Below are 14,306 nucleotides of genomic sequence, written 5' to 3' on the forward strand. Positions count from 1 at the left end.
GGGTTTCGATGGCCAATTACGACAACCAGCAGGCGCGTTACGGGACGCATGCCGCCTCCGTACCTGCGATCGACGAAGGTCTGCGCGCGCATATGCTGCGCGTCTACAATTACATGCTGATGGGCCTTGCGCTCACCGGCGTTTTTGCACTTGGCACGTTCAACCTGTCATTCTCCGACGCGCCGACGGCTTACGCGCTCGGCAACGGCCTGTATCTGACGGATATCGGCTATGCCCTGTTCGGCTCGCCGCTGCGCTGGGTGATTATGCTGGCGCCGCTCGGCATGGTCTTCTTCCTGAGCTTCCGGGTCCAGAAGATGAGCGTTTCCGCGGCCCAGATGACCTTCTGGGCCTTCGCGGCGCTGCTTGGCGTCTCGCTTTCGTCCATCTTCGCGGTCTACACGGCGACGAGCATCACCCAGGTCTTCTTCATCTCCGCCGCGACCTTCGGTGCGATGAGCCTGTGGGGCTACACCACCAAGCGCGACCTCACCCAGATGGGCTCCTTCCTGATGATGGGCCTGATCGGCGTCATCATCGCGATGGTCGTCAACATCTTCCTGGCGTCCAGCGCGCTGGCCTTCGCCATCTCGGTGATCGGGGTGCTGATCTTCGTCGGCCTCACCGCCTACGACACCCAGAAGATCAAGGAGATGTACAGCGTCTCCGATGACGGCACCGTCGCCGGCCGGAAGGCGATCATGGGCGCACTGGCGCTCTATCTCGACTTCATCAACATCTTCCTGTTCCTGCTGCAGCTCTTCGGCGACCGCCGCTAGGCGCAGGGGCGAGGAAAGTTGCTATAAGGGCGCGGCCTCGGCCGCGCCCTTTTTCGTGTCAGATCAACCAATGACCATGCCGAATCTCCGTCCCGTCGGTTCGCAGGACGTTCCGGCCATCACCGCGATCTATGGGGACGCGGTCCTGACAGGAACCGCCAGCTTCGAGATCGAGCCGCCGGGCGAGGCGGAGATGGACCGGCGGATATCATCCCTGGTCGAATCCGGCTTCCCGGTTCTCGTGGCGGAGGAAGCGGGAGAAGTCCTCGGCTATGCCTATGCCGGGCCCTATCGCCTCCGACCGGCCTACCGCTTCACCGTCGAGGACACGGTCTATGTTGCCGCATCCGCCCGCGGCCGGGGCGTCGGGCGCGCCCTGCTCAGGCGTCTGGTCGAAGACAGCGAAAGCCTGAACTTCCGGCAGATGGTGGCCGTCATCGGGGACTCCGCCCATGCCGCCTCGATCGGCCTGCATCGCGCGGAGGGCTTCGCCCTGGTCGGGACGCTCGCCTCGGTTGGCTACAAGTTCGGGCGGTGGCTGGACAGCGTCCTCATGCAGCGGCCGCTCGGTCCGGGCGACACCACATCGCCGACCCGATAGTCGTTGTAATTCAGCCCGCCACCAGCTTGAGCGGACGGTCGATGAACCGAAGCACATTGCCGAGGTCGTGGCCGCGCTTGAGGATCTGTCCGGTCGCGGTGATCAGCGAATAGGCGCCCTGGCGGCGGGCGAGCTTCGGCTGCTTGACGATCCGGTAGAGCGGCATCTCGGAGGTCCGGCGGAAGATCGAGAAGACCGCCCGCTCCTTGAGGTGGTCGATGGCGTAGTCACGCCATTCACCGTCGGCGACCTTGCGGCCGTAGACCTTGAGGATCTGGTTGAGCTCCCGGCGATCGAAGCTGATCGTCTGGCTGGCCGTCCCGGTGTAGGTCTGATTTCGGGCGGTCAAGGCCAGAACACTGGCCCCGCCGCCGAAGGACTCTTCGTCGTCCACCTCTCTCATCCGCGCTCCTCCGTCATCTCAATGTCATGATCGCTCCGCCCGCCGGCCATGGCAAGCCTAGGCTTCACCAGCGGCGGCCGCTTCGGGGGACGCAGCGGGCAGCGTCGATCACCAAAATTCACGATTTCGCCCATATTCGGCCGTTGACCGGCCATTTTGACGGGCGATGCTGTGACAGTTGCCTCAGACGGTTCGGTTCGGCGGAGGCGTCGGTAATTCTCAGCCCCCCAGCCCCCCGGGGTCTTTAGCTGGACCGAACCACTTCAGTACGCGTACCGAGGTACAAATGGCCGGCCTTCGTGCCGGCCATTTTCTTGTCCATCGCCTTGAATCCGGACCGCCGACCGGCGATATCACCGGCCGAACGCAAATTTTCTGTTCGGATTCGGGATTTTCGAGAATGGTTGAGCAAATGGGTCAGGCCGGCGAGACCCTTCGCTTCGAGGCGGAGGTCACCAGGCTTCTCTCGCTGATGGTGCACTCGGTGTATTCGAACCGGGATGTCTTCCTCCGCGAGCTGATCTCCAACGCGGCCGATGCCTGCGAAAAGCTGAGGATGATGGCGCTGGAGCAGCCCGAACTGCTCGGCGACGATCCCGATTTCAAGATCGTGCTCTCCGCCGACCACGACGGCGGCACCCTCGTCATCGAGGATAACGGCATCGGCATGGACCGCGACGAGCTGGTCGGCAACCTTGGCACCATCGCCCGGTCGGGCACCCGCGCCTTCCTCGAAGGCGCGGCCGGTGGCGAAGGATCGGCGCTGATCGGCCAGTTCGGCGTCGGCTTCTATTCCGCCTTCATGGTCGCGTCCTCGGTCGAGGTGGTCTCGCGCCAGGCGGGCTCCGCCGAGGCCTGGCGCTGGTGGTCGGACGGCACCGGCACCTTCCAGCTCGAGCCGGTCCCGATCGAGGAGGCGCCGGCCAGGGGAACGCGCGTCCTGCTGACCCTCAAGGACGATGCCAAGACCTATGCCGAACAGGCGACGATCGAGCGGGTGGTCGCCGAATATTCGGCGCATGTCCCGGTGCCGATCTGGCTGCGGATCGGTGGCGACGGGGTCGGCGAGAAGACGCTCGCCGACGGCAGCGCGCTGTGGCGCAAGTCGAAATCGGCGGTCGGGGACAGCGAATATGCCGAGTTCTACGGCCATGTCAGCGGCCAGTATGACGAGCCGGCGCTGACCATCCACTACAAGGCGGAAGGGCGCCACGAATATTCGGTGCTCCTCTTCGTGCCCTCGATGCGGCCCTTCGACCTCTTCGATCCGGAGCGCCGCGGCCGGGTCCGCCTCTATGTCCGCCGGGTCTATATCACCGACGAGGCCGCCATCCTCCCCGGCTGGCTGCGCTTCGTGCGCGGCGTCATCGATTCGGAGGATCTGCCGCTCAATCTCTCCCGCGAGATGCTGCAGAAGAACCCGATCCTCGAAGCGATCGGCAAGGGCGTCACCAGCCGGATCCTCGCCGAACTCGACAAGCTCGCCGAGAGCGACGGCGAGACCTTCGAGAAGGTCTGGACATCTTTCGGCGCGGTCATCAAGGAGGGCCTCTACGAGGATGCCGAGCGTCGTGACGGCATCTACAGGATCGCCCGCTTCCGGACGACCAGGGGCGACGGCTGGCGGAGCCTTGCCGACTACATCGCCGATCTCCGTCCCAACCAGACCGCCATCTACTACGCGCTCGGCGACGACCTCGATGCGATCAAGGCCTCGCCGCAGTTGGAGGGCTTCGCCAAGCGTGGCATCGAGGTGCTGCTCCTTTCCGATCCGGTCGATGCCTTCTGGGTGCGGACCGCCCTCGGCTACGATGGCAAGCCGTTCCAGTCGGTGACGCAAGGGGCGGCCGACCTCGACAAGGTTCCGGTCGCCGAAGGCGAGGCCGAGACGGAAGCCGCCAGCGACAGCGCGGTTGCGACCCTCGCCGCGTTGTTCAAGCAGACGCTTGGCGAGCGCGTCAGCGACGTCCGCGCCTCGTCGCGGCTGACCTCCAGTCCCGTCTGCCTGGTTGCCGGGGAAGCGGGACCGGACCGCCAGCTCGAAAAGATCCTGTCGGCCCAGAACCAGGCGATGCCGCGCGGCGCGCCGATCCTCGAGCTCAACCCCGGCCATGCCCTCATCAAGGGGCTTGCCGAGAAGGCGGCGGCCGGCGGCAAGACCGAGACGCTGGAGGACGCGGCGGTGCTTCTTTATGGCGAGGCGCGCATCCTCGACGGCGAAGCGCCCGAGAACCCGGCCGATCATGTCGCCCGGGTCGGGAAACTGCTGGCGGCCGCGCTCGGCTAGGGCCGGGCGCTACCTTCGGCGTCGGGAGAAAGGCTAGTTTTCGTAGTCGATCGCGGCGGCGCCGAGGATCGGCCCCGGCAGTCCGTCGGGGAGCTCGGTCTGCAGGATCACCGCGCAGCGCGAAACGTCGGCGTGCATCAGCTCGCTTTTCGGCAGCTCGACCGTCATCTCCTCGCCCTTCCACATCGCGATCGGGCGCAGCTTGCGGACGACGTTGGTATAGGTGATCGACCGTCCGCTATTCTCGCCCCGGGCGATGGGAACCGTGACCGGGTCGTCATACATGGCAAGCCAGATCATGCCCTTGTCGGGCGTCCCGACATTGGCCGAGCCGATCGTCACCTTGGTGGTGTCGGAGCCGGCGGTCAGGGTGATCGGCACGCTGAGCGAGCCGGCAAGCCGGTCGATCGCTCCATCGATCGCGGACCGGTTGCTGCCGACCATATGCTCCCTGCCGTTGACCACCACCTGCGGCGTGTAGACCTGACGGTCGCCGCGAGCGGCGGCATAGGAGCGCTGGCGTTCCGTATTCTCGTGGTTGGCCAGCGTGTCCTTCCAGCCGAGATAGTCCCAGTAGTCGACGGGATAGGAGAGCGCGAGGACATCGTCGCGCTTGGCATAGTCGGCGATCAACGCGTCGGCGGGCGGGCAGGAAGAGCATCCCTGGCTGGTGAAAAGCTCGACCACCGCCTTGGTCTCGGCGAGCGCGGACACCGTTCCGGCGGCGAGGCCGGTACCGAAAACCAGTGCGGCAATGGTCTTTGTTGCTGTGCTCATGCTTCCTGGCCTGTCCGGAAATCCCCTCCCGGTCGTTTCGGGTCGTCGTCAGGCGGCAACCCGTCACGATCGAAAATTATGGACCGCTTGTCTCAAATGCGAGTCACGTTCGGGTGAGAGGCGGTTCAATCCTGCTGCTCAGGCCGCGAGCCGGCGCAGAACGTATTGCAGGATCCCTCCATTGTTGAAGTATTCCAGCTCGTCCAGCGTATCGATCCGGCAGAGCAGCGGCGCGACTTTCACGGTGCCGTCGGCGAATTTGATCTCCGCTTCCAGCGTCTGGCGCGGCTTCAGCCCTTCCGAAATACCCGTGATCGTCACCGTCTCGTTGCCATCCAGGCCGAGTTCGCGCCACGACAGGCCGTCCTCGAAGACAAGCGGCAGGACGCCCATGCCGATCAGGTTCGAGCGGTGGATGCGCTCGAAGCTCTCGGCGACGACCGCCCGGACGCCAAGGAGGCGGGTGCCCTTTGCCGCCCAGTCGCGCGACGAGCCGGTGCCGTATTCCTTGCCGGCGAAGACCACCAGCGGCGTCTTGTCGGCGAGATAGCGCATCGCCGCGTCGTAGATCGGCATGATCTCGCCATCGGGATGATGGACGGTGACGCCGCCCTCGACGCCGGGAACCATCTGGTTCTTGATGCGGATATTGGCGAAGGTGCCGCGCATCATGACTTCGTGGTTGCCGCGCCGGGTGCCGTACTGGTTGAAGTCGGCGGGACGCACCTGATGCTCGACCAGGTATTCGCCCGCCGGGCTGTTGGTCTTGATCGCCCCGGCCGGCGAGATGTGGTCGGTGGTGATCGAGTCGTTGAAGAGGCCGAGGACCCTCGCATCGACGATGTCGGCGACCGGCTCGGGCTCGCGCCGCATGCCCTCGAAATAGGGCGGGTTCTGGACGTAGGTGGAGCCCATCGTCCAGGCGTAGGTCTGGCCGCCCTCGACCTCGATGGTCTTCCAGTGCTCGTCGCCGGTGAAGACGTCGGCATATTTGGTGCGGAAGAGATCGCTGGTGATGTTGGCGCGGACGAAGTCGGCGATTTCGTTGGTCGACGGCCAGATGTCCTTGAGGTAGACCGGCTCGCCGTCGCTGCCGGTGCCGAGCGGCTCGGTGGTCAGGTCGACGCGCATCGAACCGGCGAGCGCATAGGCGACGACCAGCGGCGGCGAGGCGAGGTAATTCGCCCTGACGTCGGGGTTGATGCGGCCCTCGAAGTTGCGGTTGCCGGACAGGACCGATACCGCGACGAGGTCGCCTTCGTTGATTGCCTCGGAGACGGGTGCGGGGAGGGGGCCGGAATTGCCGATGCAGGTGGTGCAGCCGAAGCCGACGAGGTCGAAGCCGAGCTTGTCGAGCTCGGGCTGCAGGCCGGAACGGGCGAGATACTCGCCGACCACCTGGCTTCCCGGCGCCAGCGAGGTCTTGACCCACGGCTTGACCGTCAGCCCCCTGGCGGCCGCGTTGCGGGCGAGAAGCCCGGCGCCGATCATCACATAGGGGTTGGAGGTGTTGGTGCAGGAGGTGATCGCGGCGATGACCACGTCGCCGTGGCCGATGTCGAAGTCGGTGCCCTTCACCGGAACGCGCTTGTCGAGGCCGTCGGTCTGCTTGAACTCGGTTTTCAGCGCATTCTCGAAGACCGGCTTGGCCTCCGACAGCAGGACGCGATCCTGCGGGCGCTTCGGGCCCGCGAGCGAAGGCGCGACCGTGCCCATGTCGAGCGACAGGGTCTCGGTGAATTCGGGGTCGGCCGTTGCCGAATCCCGCCACATGCCCTGCGCCTTGGCATAGGCCTCGACCAGCGCCACCCGCTCGGGATCGCGGCCGGTCTCGCGGAGGTAGCGGATCGTCTCGGCGTCGATCGGGAAGATGCCGCAGGTGGCGCCGTATTCCGGCGCCATGTTGCCAATGGTGGCGCGATCCTCAAGCGGCATGTGGTCGAGGCCGGGACCGTAGAATTCGACGAACTTGCCGACGACGCCCTTCTTGCGCAGCATCTCGGTGACCGTCAGCACCAGGTCGGTCGCCGTGATCCCCTCGCGCAGCTTGCCGGTCAGGCGGAAGCCGATCACCTGCGGGATCAGCATCGAAATCGGCTGGCCAAGCATCACCGCCTCGGCCTCGATGCCGCCGACGCCCCAACCGAGGACGGAGAGGCCGTTGACCATGGTGGTGTGGCTGTCGGTGCCGACCAGCGTGTCGGGATAGGCGACGGGGCGCTCGCCCTCCTCGTTCACCCAGACGGTCTGCGACAGATATTCGAGATTGACCTGGTGGCAGATGCCGGTGCCGGGCGGCACGACGCGGAAGTTGCGGAAGGCGGACTGTCCCCAGCGCAGGAAGCGGTAGCGCTCGCCGTTCCTCTGGTATTCGAGCTCGACGTTATGGGCGAAAGCCGCCGGGTTGCCGAAATCGTCGACGATCACCGAGTGGTCGATGACGAGATCGACCGGAACCAAGGGATTGATACGCTCCGGATCGCCGCCGAGCGAGGCCATGGCGTCGCGCATCGCGGCGAGGTCGACCACCGCGGGCACGCCGGTGAAGTCCTGCATCAGCACCCGCGCCGGGCGGAAGGCGATTTCGCGGTCGCTCTGCCGGTCGGTGAGCCACGCGGCCATCGCCTGGATGTCGCCGTCGGTGACGGTCCGTCCATCCTCGTTCCGCAACAGGTTCTCGAGCAGCACCTTGAGCGAGAAGGGAAGCCGGGAGATGCCCTGCAATCCGTTCTTTTCAGCCTGCTCTAGACTGAAGTAGTCGTACTCGCCGGAGCCAACGGTGAGGGTGGCGCGACTCTTGAAACTGTTTGCGGACGGATTGCTCACGATGGATAGGCTCCTTGATTGCGCGCCTTGTCCAAGCGCCGGCGAGGCGCCGGTCGGACCAGGCTGTAGCGGGGGGATATCCCGCAGGCGACGGCACGGATTACCGGCCTTATAGTGAATTTCATGGAGCTGTTCCAGAATATCGAGACGGGGGGCCTGACCCTGCCGAAAAGGGGGCCGCCGGCCCTGGCCGGGAGGCGGATTTGGCCGGCTTTCGCCTGATCGCCGAGGCGCTTTCCGGGCGCCGCGGCGGCCGAACGGTCTTCGAGGGACTGGCCTTTGCCGCCGGGCCGGGCGAGGTGCTCGCCGTGACCGGCCCGAACGGCGCCGGCAAATCGACCCTGCTTCGGATTGTCGCGGGCCTGCTCGCGCCGGCGTCCGGAAAGGTCGCGCTGGAGCCGACGCCTGAGGCCGGGATCGGAACCGCCGTCCACTATCTCGGTCATCAGGAAGCGCTGAAGCCGAGCTTCACCATTGCTGAGAATCTCGGCTTCTGGCGGCGTCTCTATGCCGGGACCGGCGATATCGAGGACGCGGTCGAGGATGTAGGGCTCGGCGGCCTGTCGCATCTGCCCGTCGCGACGCTCTCAGCCGGCCAGAAGCGCCGTGTCGCCATCGCCCGGCTCCTTGTGGCGACCCGGCCGGTGTGGCTCCTCGACGAGCCGGCGACCGCGCTCGACGCCGCCGCAGAGGCGATGCTCGGCGGGTTGATCGACCGCCATTGCGCCGGCGGCGGGCTGGTGATGGCGGCGATCCATCGTCCCTTGCCGGTCGAGCCGACCGCCACCATCGCGCTCGGGCGTGTTTCACCATGATCGAGTCTTCCTGTCTCCCGCTCATTCCCGCAGGAGCGGGAATCCAGCGCACCAAGCCGCGGCTGCGCCTCCCCCCGACCTCCCCTCAGAGGGGAGGTCGAAATCCGTTCCTGCGTGCGTCGAGGCTCGCTGCGCTCGCACCTCAGCATCGCGGTGTTTCGTCCTCACGGCGCAACGATCCAAGCCATCCTGAGGTGCCCGGGCGAAGCCCGGGCCTCGAAGGACGCAATGTCTTCGGGGCAGCTCAATTGGAGAACGGCTCCGGAGAAATTCCGCTGCCGGGAAGCGCCCGATGATCGCGGCGCTCCTCGCAATTGCCGGCCAGACCGCCCGCCTCCAGTTGAGGAGCGGCGGCGGGGCGCTTGTCGGCCTCGTCTTCTTCCTCGCGGTCGTGGTCATCATCCCATTCGGCGTCGGTCCCGATCTCAACCTGCTGTCACGGATCGGGCCGGCGATCCTGTGGATCGCGGCGCTGCTTGCGACGCTGCTCGGACTCGACCGCCTCTTCCAGGACGACCGTGTCGACGGTTCGCTGGATCTCCTGCATCTCTCCGGCCATCCGCTGGAGCTGATCGTGCTCGCCAAGGCGGCCGGCCACTGGCTGGCGACCGGCCTGCCGCTCGTTGTCGCCGCGCCTTTCCTCGGCCTGCTGCTGGCGATCGAGCCGCTGGCGCTCGGCGCCGTCACCCTGACGCTGCTCGCCGGCACGCCCGCCCTGACGCTCGTCGGCACCGTCGGCGCCGCGCTCACCACCGCGCTCGGCCGCGGTGGGCTGCTGATCGCGGTGCTGGTGCTGCCCTTCGCGATTCCGGTGCTGATCTTCGGGGTCAGCGCCGCCGCCTCGGTGATTGTCGGGCCGGCACCCTTCCTGCCGCCCTTCCTCATCCTCGTCGCACTGTCGCTGATCAGCGCCGTCGTCGCCGCGGTGGCAGGCGCCGCGGCGTTGCGGGCGGGGCTGGACTGACCTGGAGGATGCGACACGCTGGCGCCAACCGTTGCCGGCGCCACATTCCCCCCCTAAAACAACGCCCATGCCGATCCGCGACCTCGCCAATCCGACCCGCTTCCTGGCCTTTTCCGGCCGGCTGCTGCCGTGGCTCTGGGCGGCGTCGGCGGTCGGCCTGGCGGTCGGCCTCTATCTCGGCCTGTATGTCGCGCCGGCCGACTTCAAGCAGGGCGACATGGTGCGGATCATGTTCATCCATGTCCCCTTCGCCTGGCTGTCGATGGCCTGTTACGGCGTCATGGCGATCGCGGCGCTCGGCACGCTGGTCTGGCGGCACCCGCTGGCTGACGTTCTCCAGAAGAGCGCCGCGCCGATCGGCGCCGCCTTCACCTTCCTGGCGCTGGTCACCGGCTCGCTGTGGGGCAAGCCGACCTGGGGCACCTACTGGGTGTGGGACGCGCGGCTCACCTCGGTGCTGATCCTGTTCATCATCTATCTTGGCCTGATCGCCCTGTGGCAGGCGGTCGAGGACCCTGGCAAGGCCGCCCGCGCCGCCGCGATCCTGACACTGGTCGGCACGGTCAACCTCCCGATCATCAAATTCTCGGTCGACTGGTGGAACACGCTCCACCAGCCGGCCAGCGTCTTCCGCCTCGACGGTCCGACGATCGATCCGTCGATGCTGTGGCCGCTCCTGATCATGGCGCTGGCGATGACGATCCTCTTCGCCGCGCTCCTGGTGATGGCAATGCGCAACGAAATCCTGAGGCGCCGCGTCCGCGCCATGCAGATCGTCGCCGCCGGGGGATGATCGAGCCCGGCAGCCATGAAGGCTTCATCGTCGCGGCCTATGCGCTGACGGCGGTTGTGCTCGTCGGCATGGTGATCTGGATCATCCTCGACGGCCGGGCGCAGCGCGCCAGGCTCGAGGAACTGGAATCCCGCGGCATCCGCCGCCGATCGGCCGGGAGCGGCAAGCAATGACCACGACCGCGGAAAAGCCCGTCGAGAAACGGCGGCCGCGCCTCCTCCTGCTCCTGCCGCTCTTCGTCTTCGTCGCGCTGGCGACGGTCTTCCTGCTTCGGCTGGAGATGGGTGGCGATACCGGCGTCATCCCCTCGGCGCTGATCGGCAAGCCGGCCCCGGATTTCGACCTGCCGCCGCTCGAGGGCGTCGCCCGTCCCGGCCTTGCCCGCTCCGATCTCGATGGCCAGGTCACCGTCGTCAATGTCTTCGCGTCGTGGTGCGGTCCCTGCCGGCTGGAGCATCCCCATCTCATGGAACTCGCCAAGGACGACCGCGTCCGCCTGGTCGCGATCAACTACAAGGACCGGCCCGGGAACGCGGTCGCCTTCCTCGCCGATCTCGGCAATCCCTATGCCGCCATCGGCGTCGACGCCAACGGCCGCGCCGGTATCGATTGGGGCCTCTACGGGGTGCCGGAGACCTTCATCGTCGATCGCGACGGGATCATCCGCTACAAGCTCGTCGGCCCGATCGGCGACGAGACTCTCGACACCGTGATCCGGCCGGAGATCGACAAGGTGCTCGCCCCGCCTGAGAGCTGACGCGGCCCCGAACCCCGGCTTGAACGCTCTCGCATACGGGCCTAAATAAGCTGGCTTATTCAGCTAGGTTGATCGCCATGACGGAAGTCGGGTCCTTCGAGGCAAAAAACACCCTCTCCGCCCTGCTTGAGCGGGCCGAGCACGGGGAGGAGATCGTCATTACCCGCCGGGGTCGACCCGTGGCGAAACTGGTTCCCTATACGGAGACCGGCAAGCGCGAACGCGCCGAGGAGGCGGCGCGCCGCATCCGCGAACGTGCGAGAGCCGAGGGAGGATATTTCGACTGGGAGGAGTGGAAGGCCTACCGGGACGCCGGGCGTCGATGAGCCTGGTTCTCGATGCCTCGATCGCCCTCGCCTGGGTCTATTCGGACGAGCGCAACGACGCAGTCGAGGGCGTGCTCGAAGAAGTCTTGCGGGCGGGCGCATCGGTTCCCGCAATCTGGCGTCTCGATGTCGGAAACAGCCTCGAACTGAGCGTCCGTCGCGGACGCATTGACCGGACATATCGCGATGCAGCGCTTTCGGACCTGTCGAGTCTCAACATCGTCGTCGATGCCGAGACGAGCCAGCATGCCTGGTCGAGCACGATGGCCCTGGCCGAGCGCTTTGGTCTGACGCTGTATGACGCGGCGTATCTCGATCTCGCCGAAAGGCTCGCATCGCCACTCGCGTCGCTCGACAACGAACTGAGAGCGGCAGGCCAGACGATGGCGATTCCGCTCCTGGGCCGCTAGCGGATCAGACGCTCCTAGCCGCCTTGCTGCCAGGCGAGGATGCCGTCGAGCGGGTAGATCAGCATGATGACGTTGAGGGTGAGGTTGTCGCGGATCACCCATGCGGCGACCAGCTCCATGACGATCGCGATCACCACAGTCATCCGGACCGGCAGCCGGGCAGCAAGAAAGAAGCCGACCAGCATCGCCAGGATATCGGACATCGAATTGAGGATCGTGTCGCCGACATAGTCGCCGGAGACGGTCACGTCGCGATAGCGGTCGATGATCCAGGGCGTGTTCTCGAGGATCTCCCAGCCCGCTTCGACGGCGAGCGCAACAAGCGCGCGCACCCCGAGCGGCTGGCGGCGCGCGACCAGCCACAGCGCGAAGTAGAAGAGGAAGCCGTGGAGGATGTGGGAGAGCGTGTACCAGTCGAAGAACTGTTGCGAGGTGGTGCCGCCCATCCCCCACAGGGTGACTGTGCCGTCCGGCGCGATCCACGGCTGGCCAAACGCGGCAAGCACCGCCGCGGTTACGGCGAAGACTGCGACCCCGCCAAGGAATGTCAGGATTCGTCGCCGGCCGTCGCCGACAGCGCCACTCAATTCTCGGCGCCCTTTTCAGGCAGCGCGTAGCGGTTGATCAGCGGAAGCTGGAAGAGGGTGAAGACGAAGGTGATCGGCATGATGCCGAAGACCTTGAAATTGACCCACATGTCGGTCGCGGCCTGATCCTCCATCGTGGCGTCCGTTATCGCCCAAACCGCCAGATTGGCGACCGCCAGGAAGAAGAAGAACATCGCCCAGCGGAATGTCAGCTTCTTCCAGCCCTCGTCGGTCAGCCGGAAGACCGAGTCGAAGACATAGCCGAGCAGCGACTTGCCGAAGGCGAGGCCGACCAGCAACGCCGCGCCGAACAGGACATTGACGATGGTCGGCTTCATCTTGATGAAGTCGTCGTTCTGCCACCACAGGGTCAGCCCGCCGAAGATCACCACGACGATGCCGGTGACCAGCGGCATGATCGGCAGGCGGCGGGTGAGGATCAGCGACACCGCCAGCGCGATCAGGGTCGCGACAATGAAGAGTGCCGTGGCGATGAAGATAGGCCCGCCCAGCGAGCCGAGGGCCGGGACCTTCTCCGCCAGCCATTCGCCACGGCTGTTGGCGAAGAAGAAGACGCCGAGCGGCCCGAGCTCAAGTGCCAGCTTGAGGATCGGGTTGAGCGGCTCGCGGTCGGTCTGGTTCGGAGCGTGTTCGATTTCCATGATGCGGTCTACTTAGTCAATGAGCCTGCCGGAAGCTAGCCTGCGCCCTTCGGGGCGCCGCTTCGCGGAGCGCCTCAGGGTGACGATGTTGACGTTTCCCGGAAATCGCTGCGGTGCTGGCGCACCGGGTGGATGCCGATCCCCTCGCCATCCTGAGGTGCGAGGGCGCTTCGGCGCCCGAACCTCGAAGGACGCGGGACGGTTCCCCTCATCTCAGGTGTCCGAAACGTCTGAGCTCGTCGGTGATGACCCGGGTCATCGTCTCGCCGACCTTGGTGTAGTGGTTGCTGACCCCTCCGTCCCAGGTCCAGAAGAAGGTCCGGTCGATCAGGCCGAATGCGACGACAACCGCGCCATCGCCGTCCCTGATCGACCATTGCTGCGGCGTCTTGCCGGGATTGTCGCGGATGATCGCCAGCCCCCCCGCGAGCACGGGCGTCAGGCCCGCCTCAAGCGCGTCGATCGCCGCGAGCATGGCGTCGCGCCCTGAAGCCGCCGCGGGCTCCCGCGGTGCCTCGCGACGGGGAGGGGCTTCCGCCGCCGCGATCATCATGTCCCCACCATCGCCTCGGCGAATTCGCCGGCCTCGAAGGGTTCGAGGTCGTCGATCCCCTCGCCGACGCCGATGAAGTGGACTGGCAGGCCATGCTTGGCGGCGATGGCAACGAGGATGCCGCCGCGCGCCGTGCCGTCGAGCTTGGTCATCACCAGGCCGGTGACGCCCGCCCGCTTGCCGAAGATCTCGACCTGGTTCAACGCATTCTGTCCGGTCGTCGCGTCCAGCGTCAGGAGCACGCTGTGCGGCGCCGTCGGGTCGATCTTCCGGACGACACGGACGATCTTCTCGAGCTCGGCCATCAGTTCGTCCCGGTTCTGCAGCCGGCCGGCGGTGTCGATCAGCAGCACGTCGGCATGCTCGGCCCGCGCCTCGGTCAGGGCGTCGAAGGCGAGGCCCGCGGCGTCGGCGCCGGTCTCCTTGGCGACGACGCGGGAGCCGGTCCGCTCGCCCCAGATCTTGAGCTGTTCGGTCGCGGCGGCGCGGAACGTGTCGCCTGCGGCGAGCACGACCCTCTTGCCCTCGGATGTGAGCTTCGAGGTCAGCTTGCCGATCGTCGTCGTCTTGCCGGTGCCGTTGACTCCCACGATCAGAATGACATGCGGTTTCAGCGCCGGATCGATCTCCAAGGGCCTGGCGACCGGCTTGAGCCGCGATTCGATCTCGGCGGCGAGCACCGCCTTGACCTCGGCGTCGGTGATCTCCTTGTCGTAGCGGCCCTCGCCCAGCTTCTCGGCGATCGCCATCGCCGTGTCGACGCCGA

General features: G+C 66.3%; 17 protein-coding genes. 10 read left to right on the forward strand and 7 right to left on the reverse strand.

What is annotated here, in order from left to right:
- Nucleotides 1–8 precede the first annotated feature (8 nt).
- Both KDJ86_RS15460 and KDJ86_RS15465 read left to right on the forward strand, forming a co-directional pair.
- Nucleotides 9–779: a Bax inhibitor-1/YccA family protein gene (locus tag KDJ86_RS15460; protein WP_291747792.1), complete on the forward strand. Its 771-nt coding sequence runs from the start codon at nucleotides 9–11 to the stop codon at nucleotides 777–779.
- Between the two features lie 70 nt (nucleotides 780–849).
- Nucleotides 850–1,380 carry a GNAT family N-acetyltransferase gene (locus tag KDJ86_RS15465; protein ID WP_291747748.1) on the forward strand — a complete coding sequence of 177 codons (531 nt, stop codon included), beginning with the start codon at nucleotides 850–852 and terminating at the stop codon, nucleotides 1,378–1,380.
- A gap of 10 nt (nucleotides 1,381–1,390) precedes the next feature.
- On the opposite strand, the gene KDJ86_RS15470 is transcribed toward KDJ86_RS15465, so the two are convergent.
- Entirely contained in the window at nucleotides 1,391–1,783 is a 393-nt protein-coding gene (locus tag KDJ86_RS15470) for a DUF2794 domain-containing protein (protein WP_291747751.1), read from the reverse strand.
- A gap of 400 nt (nucleotides 1,784–2,183) precedes the next feature.
- On the opposite strand from KDJ86_RS15470, the gene htpG reads away from it, so the two are divergent.
- Nucleotides 2,184–4,070, forward strand: coding sequence for a molecular chaperone HtpG (gene htpG / locus KDJ86_RS15475; protein ID WP_291747753.1), 1,887 nt, complete (start codon nucleotides 2,184–2,186; stop codon nucleotides 4,068–4,070).
- Between the two features lie 33 nt (nucleotides 4,071–4,103).
- Here htpG and KDJ86_RS15480 read toward each other — a convergent pair whose 3' ends face one another.
- On the reverse strand, nucleotides 4,104–4,847 hold the full coding sequence (locus tag KDJ86_RS15480) for a DUF1223 domain-containing protein (protein WP_291747756.1): 744 nt from the start codon (nucleotides 4,845–4,847) through the stop codon (nucleotides 4,104–4,106).
- A 138-nt stretch (nucleotides 4,848–4,985) separates the two neighbouring features.
- A complete protein-coding gene (gene acnA / locus KDJ86_RS15485; protein ID WP_291747759.1) occupies nucleotides 4,986–7,673 on the reverse strand; it encodes an aconitate hydratase AcnA in 2,688 nt (895 codons plus the stop codon).
- Between the two features lie 203 nt (nucleotides 7,674–7,876).
- On the opposite strand from acnA, the gene ccmA reads away from it, so the two are divergent.
- From ccmA to KDJ86_RS15520, 7 genes are all read left to right on the forward strand, one after another.
- Complete coding sequence (ccmA, locus tag KDJ86_RS15490; RefSeq protein WP_291747762.1) at nucleotides 7,877–8,488, forward strand: heme ABC exporter ATP-binding protein CcmA; 612 nt, start codon at nucleotides 7,877–7,879, stop codon at nucleotides 8,486–8,488.
- A 292-nt stretch (nucleotides 8,489–8,780) separates the two neighbouring features.
- Nucleotides 8,781–9,452 carry a heme exporter protein CcmB gene (ccmB, locus tag KDJ86_RS15495; protein ID WP_291747765.1) on the forward strand — a complete coding sequence of 224 codons (672 nt, stop codon included), beginning with the start codon at nucleotides 8,781–8,783 and terminating at the stop codon, nucleotides 9,450–9,452.
- Between the two features lie 67 nt (nucleotides 9,453–9,519).
- The gene (locus tag KDJ86_RS15500) at nucleotides 9,520–10,245 is read left to right on the forward strand and encodes a heme ABC transporter permease (RefSeq protein ID WP_291747770.1); all 726 of its coding nucleotides are present in this window, start codon (nucleotides 9,520–9,522) and stop codon (nucleotides 10,243–10,245) included.
- The gene (gene ccmD, locus KDJ86_RS15505; RefSeq protein ID WP_291747772.1) at nucleotides 10,242–10,418 is read left to right on the forward strand and encodes a heme exporter protein CcmD; all 177 of its coding nucleotides are present in this window, start codon (nucleotides 10,242–10,244) and stop codon (nucleotides 10,416–10,418) included. Before KDJ86_RS15500 ends, ccmD begins: the two co-directional genes overlap by 4 nt.
- Complete coding sequence (locus tag KDJ86_RS15510) at nucleotides 10,415–11,002, forward strand: DsbE family thiol:disulfide interchange protein (protein WP_291747775.1); 588 nt, start codon at nucleotides 10,415–10,417, stop codon at nucleotides 11,000–11,002. Before ccmD ends, KDJ86_RS15510 begins: the two co-directional genes overlap by 4 nt.
- A 77-nt stretch (nucleotides 11,003–11,079) precedes the next feature.
- Nucleotides 11,080–11,328 (forward strand): type II toxin-antitoxin system Phd/YefM family antitoxin, encoded by a 249-nt coding sequence (locus KDJ86_RS15515; RefSeq protein WP_291747777.1) that lies wholly within the window; start codon nucleotides 11,080–11,082, stop codon nucleotides 11,326–11,328.
- Complete coding sequence (locus KDJ86_RS15520) at nucleotides 11,325–11,738, forward strand: type II toxin-antitoxin system VapC family toxin (RefSeq protein WP_291747779.1); 414 nt, start codon at nucleotides 11,325–11,327, stop codon at nucleotides 11,736–11,738. Before KDJ86_RS15515 ends, KDJ86_RS15520 begins: the two co-directional genes overlap by 4 nt.
- A 14-nt stretch (nucleotides 11,739–11,752) precedes the next feature.
- Here the strand turns inward: KDJ86_RS15520 and KDJ86_RS15525 are convergent, their stop codons facing one another.
- The 4 genes from KDJ86_RS15525 to ftsY form a co-directional block, all read right to left on the reverse strand.
- Nucleotides 11,753–12,325, reverse strand: coding sequence for a DUF2585 family protein (locus KDJ86_RS15525; protein WP_291747781.1), 573 nt, complete (start codon nucleotides 12,323–12,325; stop codon nucleotides 11,753–11,755).
- A complete protein-coding gene (locus tag KDJ86_RS15530) occupies nucleotides 12,322–12,987 on the reverse strand; it encodes a septation protein A (protein ID WP_291747784.1) in 666 nt (221 codons plus the stop codon). Before KDJ86_RS15530 ends, KDJ86_RS15525 begins: the two co-directional genes overlap by 4 nt.
- A 208-nt stretch (nucleotides 12,988–13,195) precedes the next feature.
- The gene (locus KDJ86_RS15535) at nucleotides 13,196–13,537 is read right to left on the reverse strand and encodes a hypothetical protein (RefSeq protein ID WP_291747786.1); all 342 of its coding nucleotides are present in this window, start codon (nucleotides 13,535–13,537) and stop codon (nucleotides 13,196–13,198) included.
- The coding region (gene ftsY, locus KDJ86_RS15540) for a signal recognition particle-docking protein FtsY (protein WP_291747789.1) at nucleotides 13,537–14,306 on the reverse strand (770 nt) is incomplete at its 5' end. The genes KDJ86_RS15535 and ftsY, both read right to left, overlap by 1 nt.

Origin of the sequence: Bauldia sp. (assembly GCF_020442045.1) — a bacterium.
GTDB lineage: Bacteria > Pseudomonadota > Alphaproteobacteria > Rhizobiales > Kaistiaceae > Bauldia.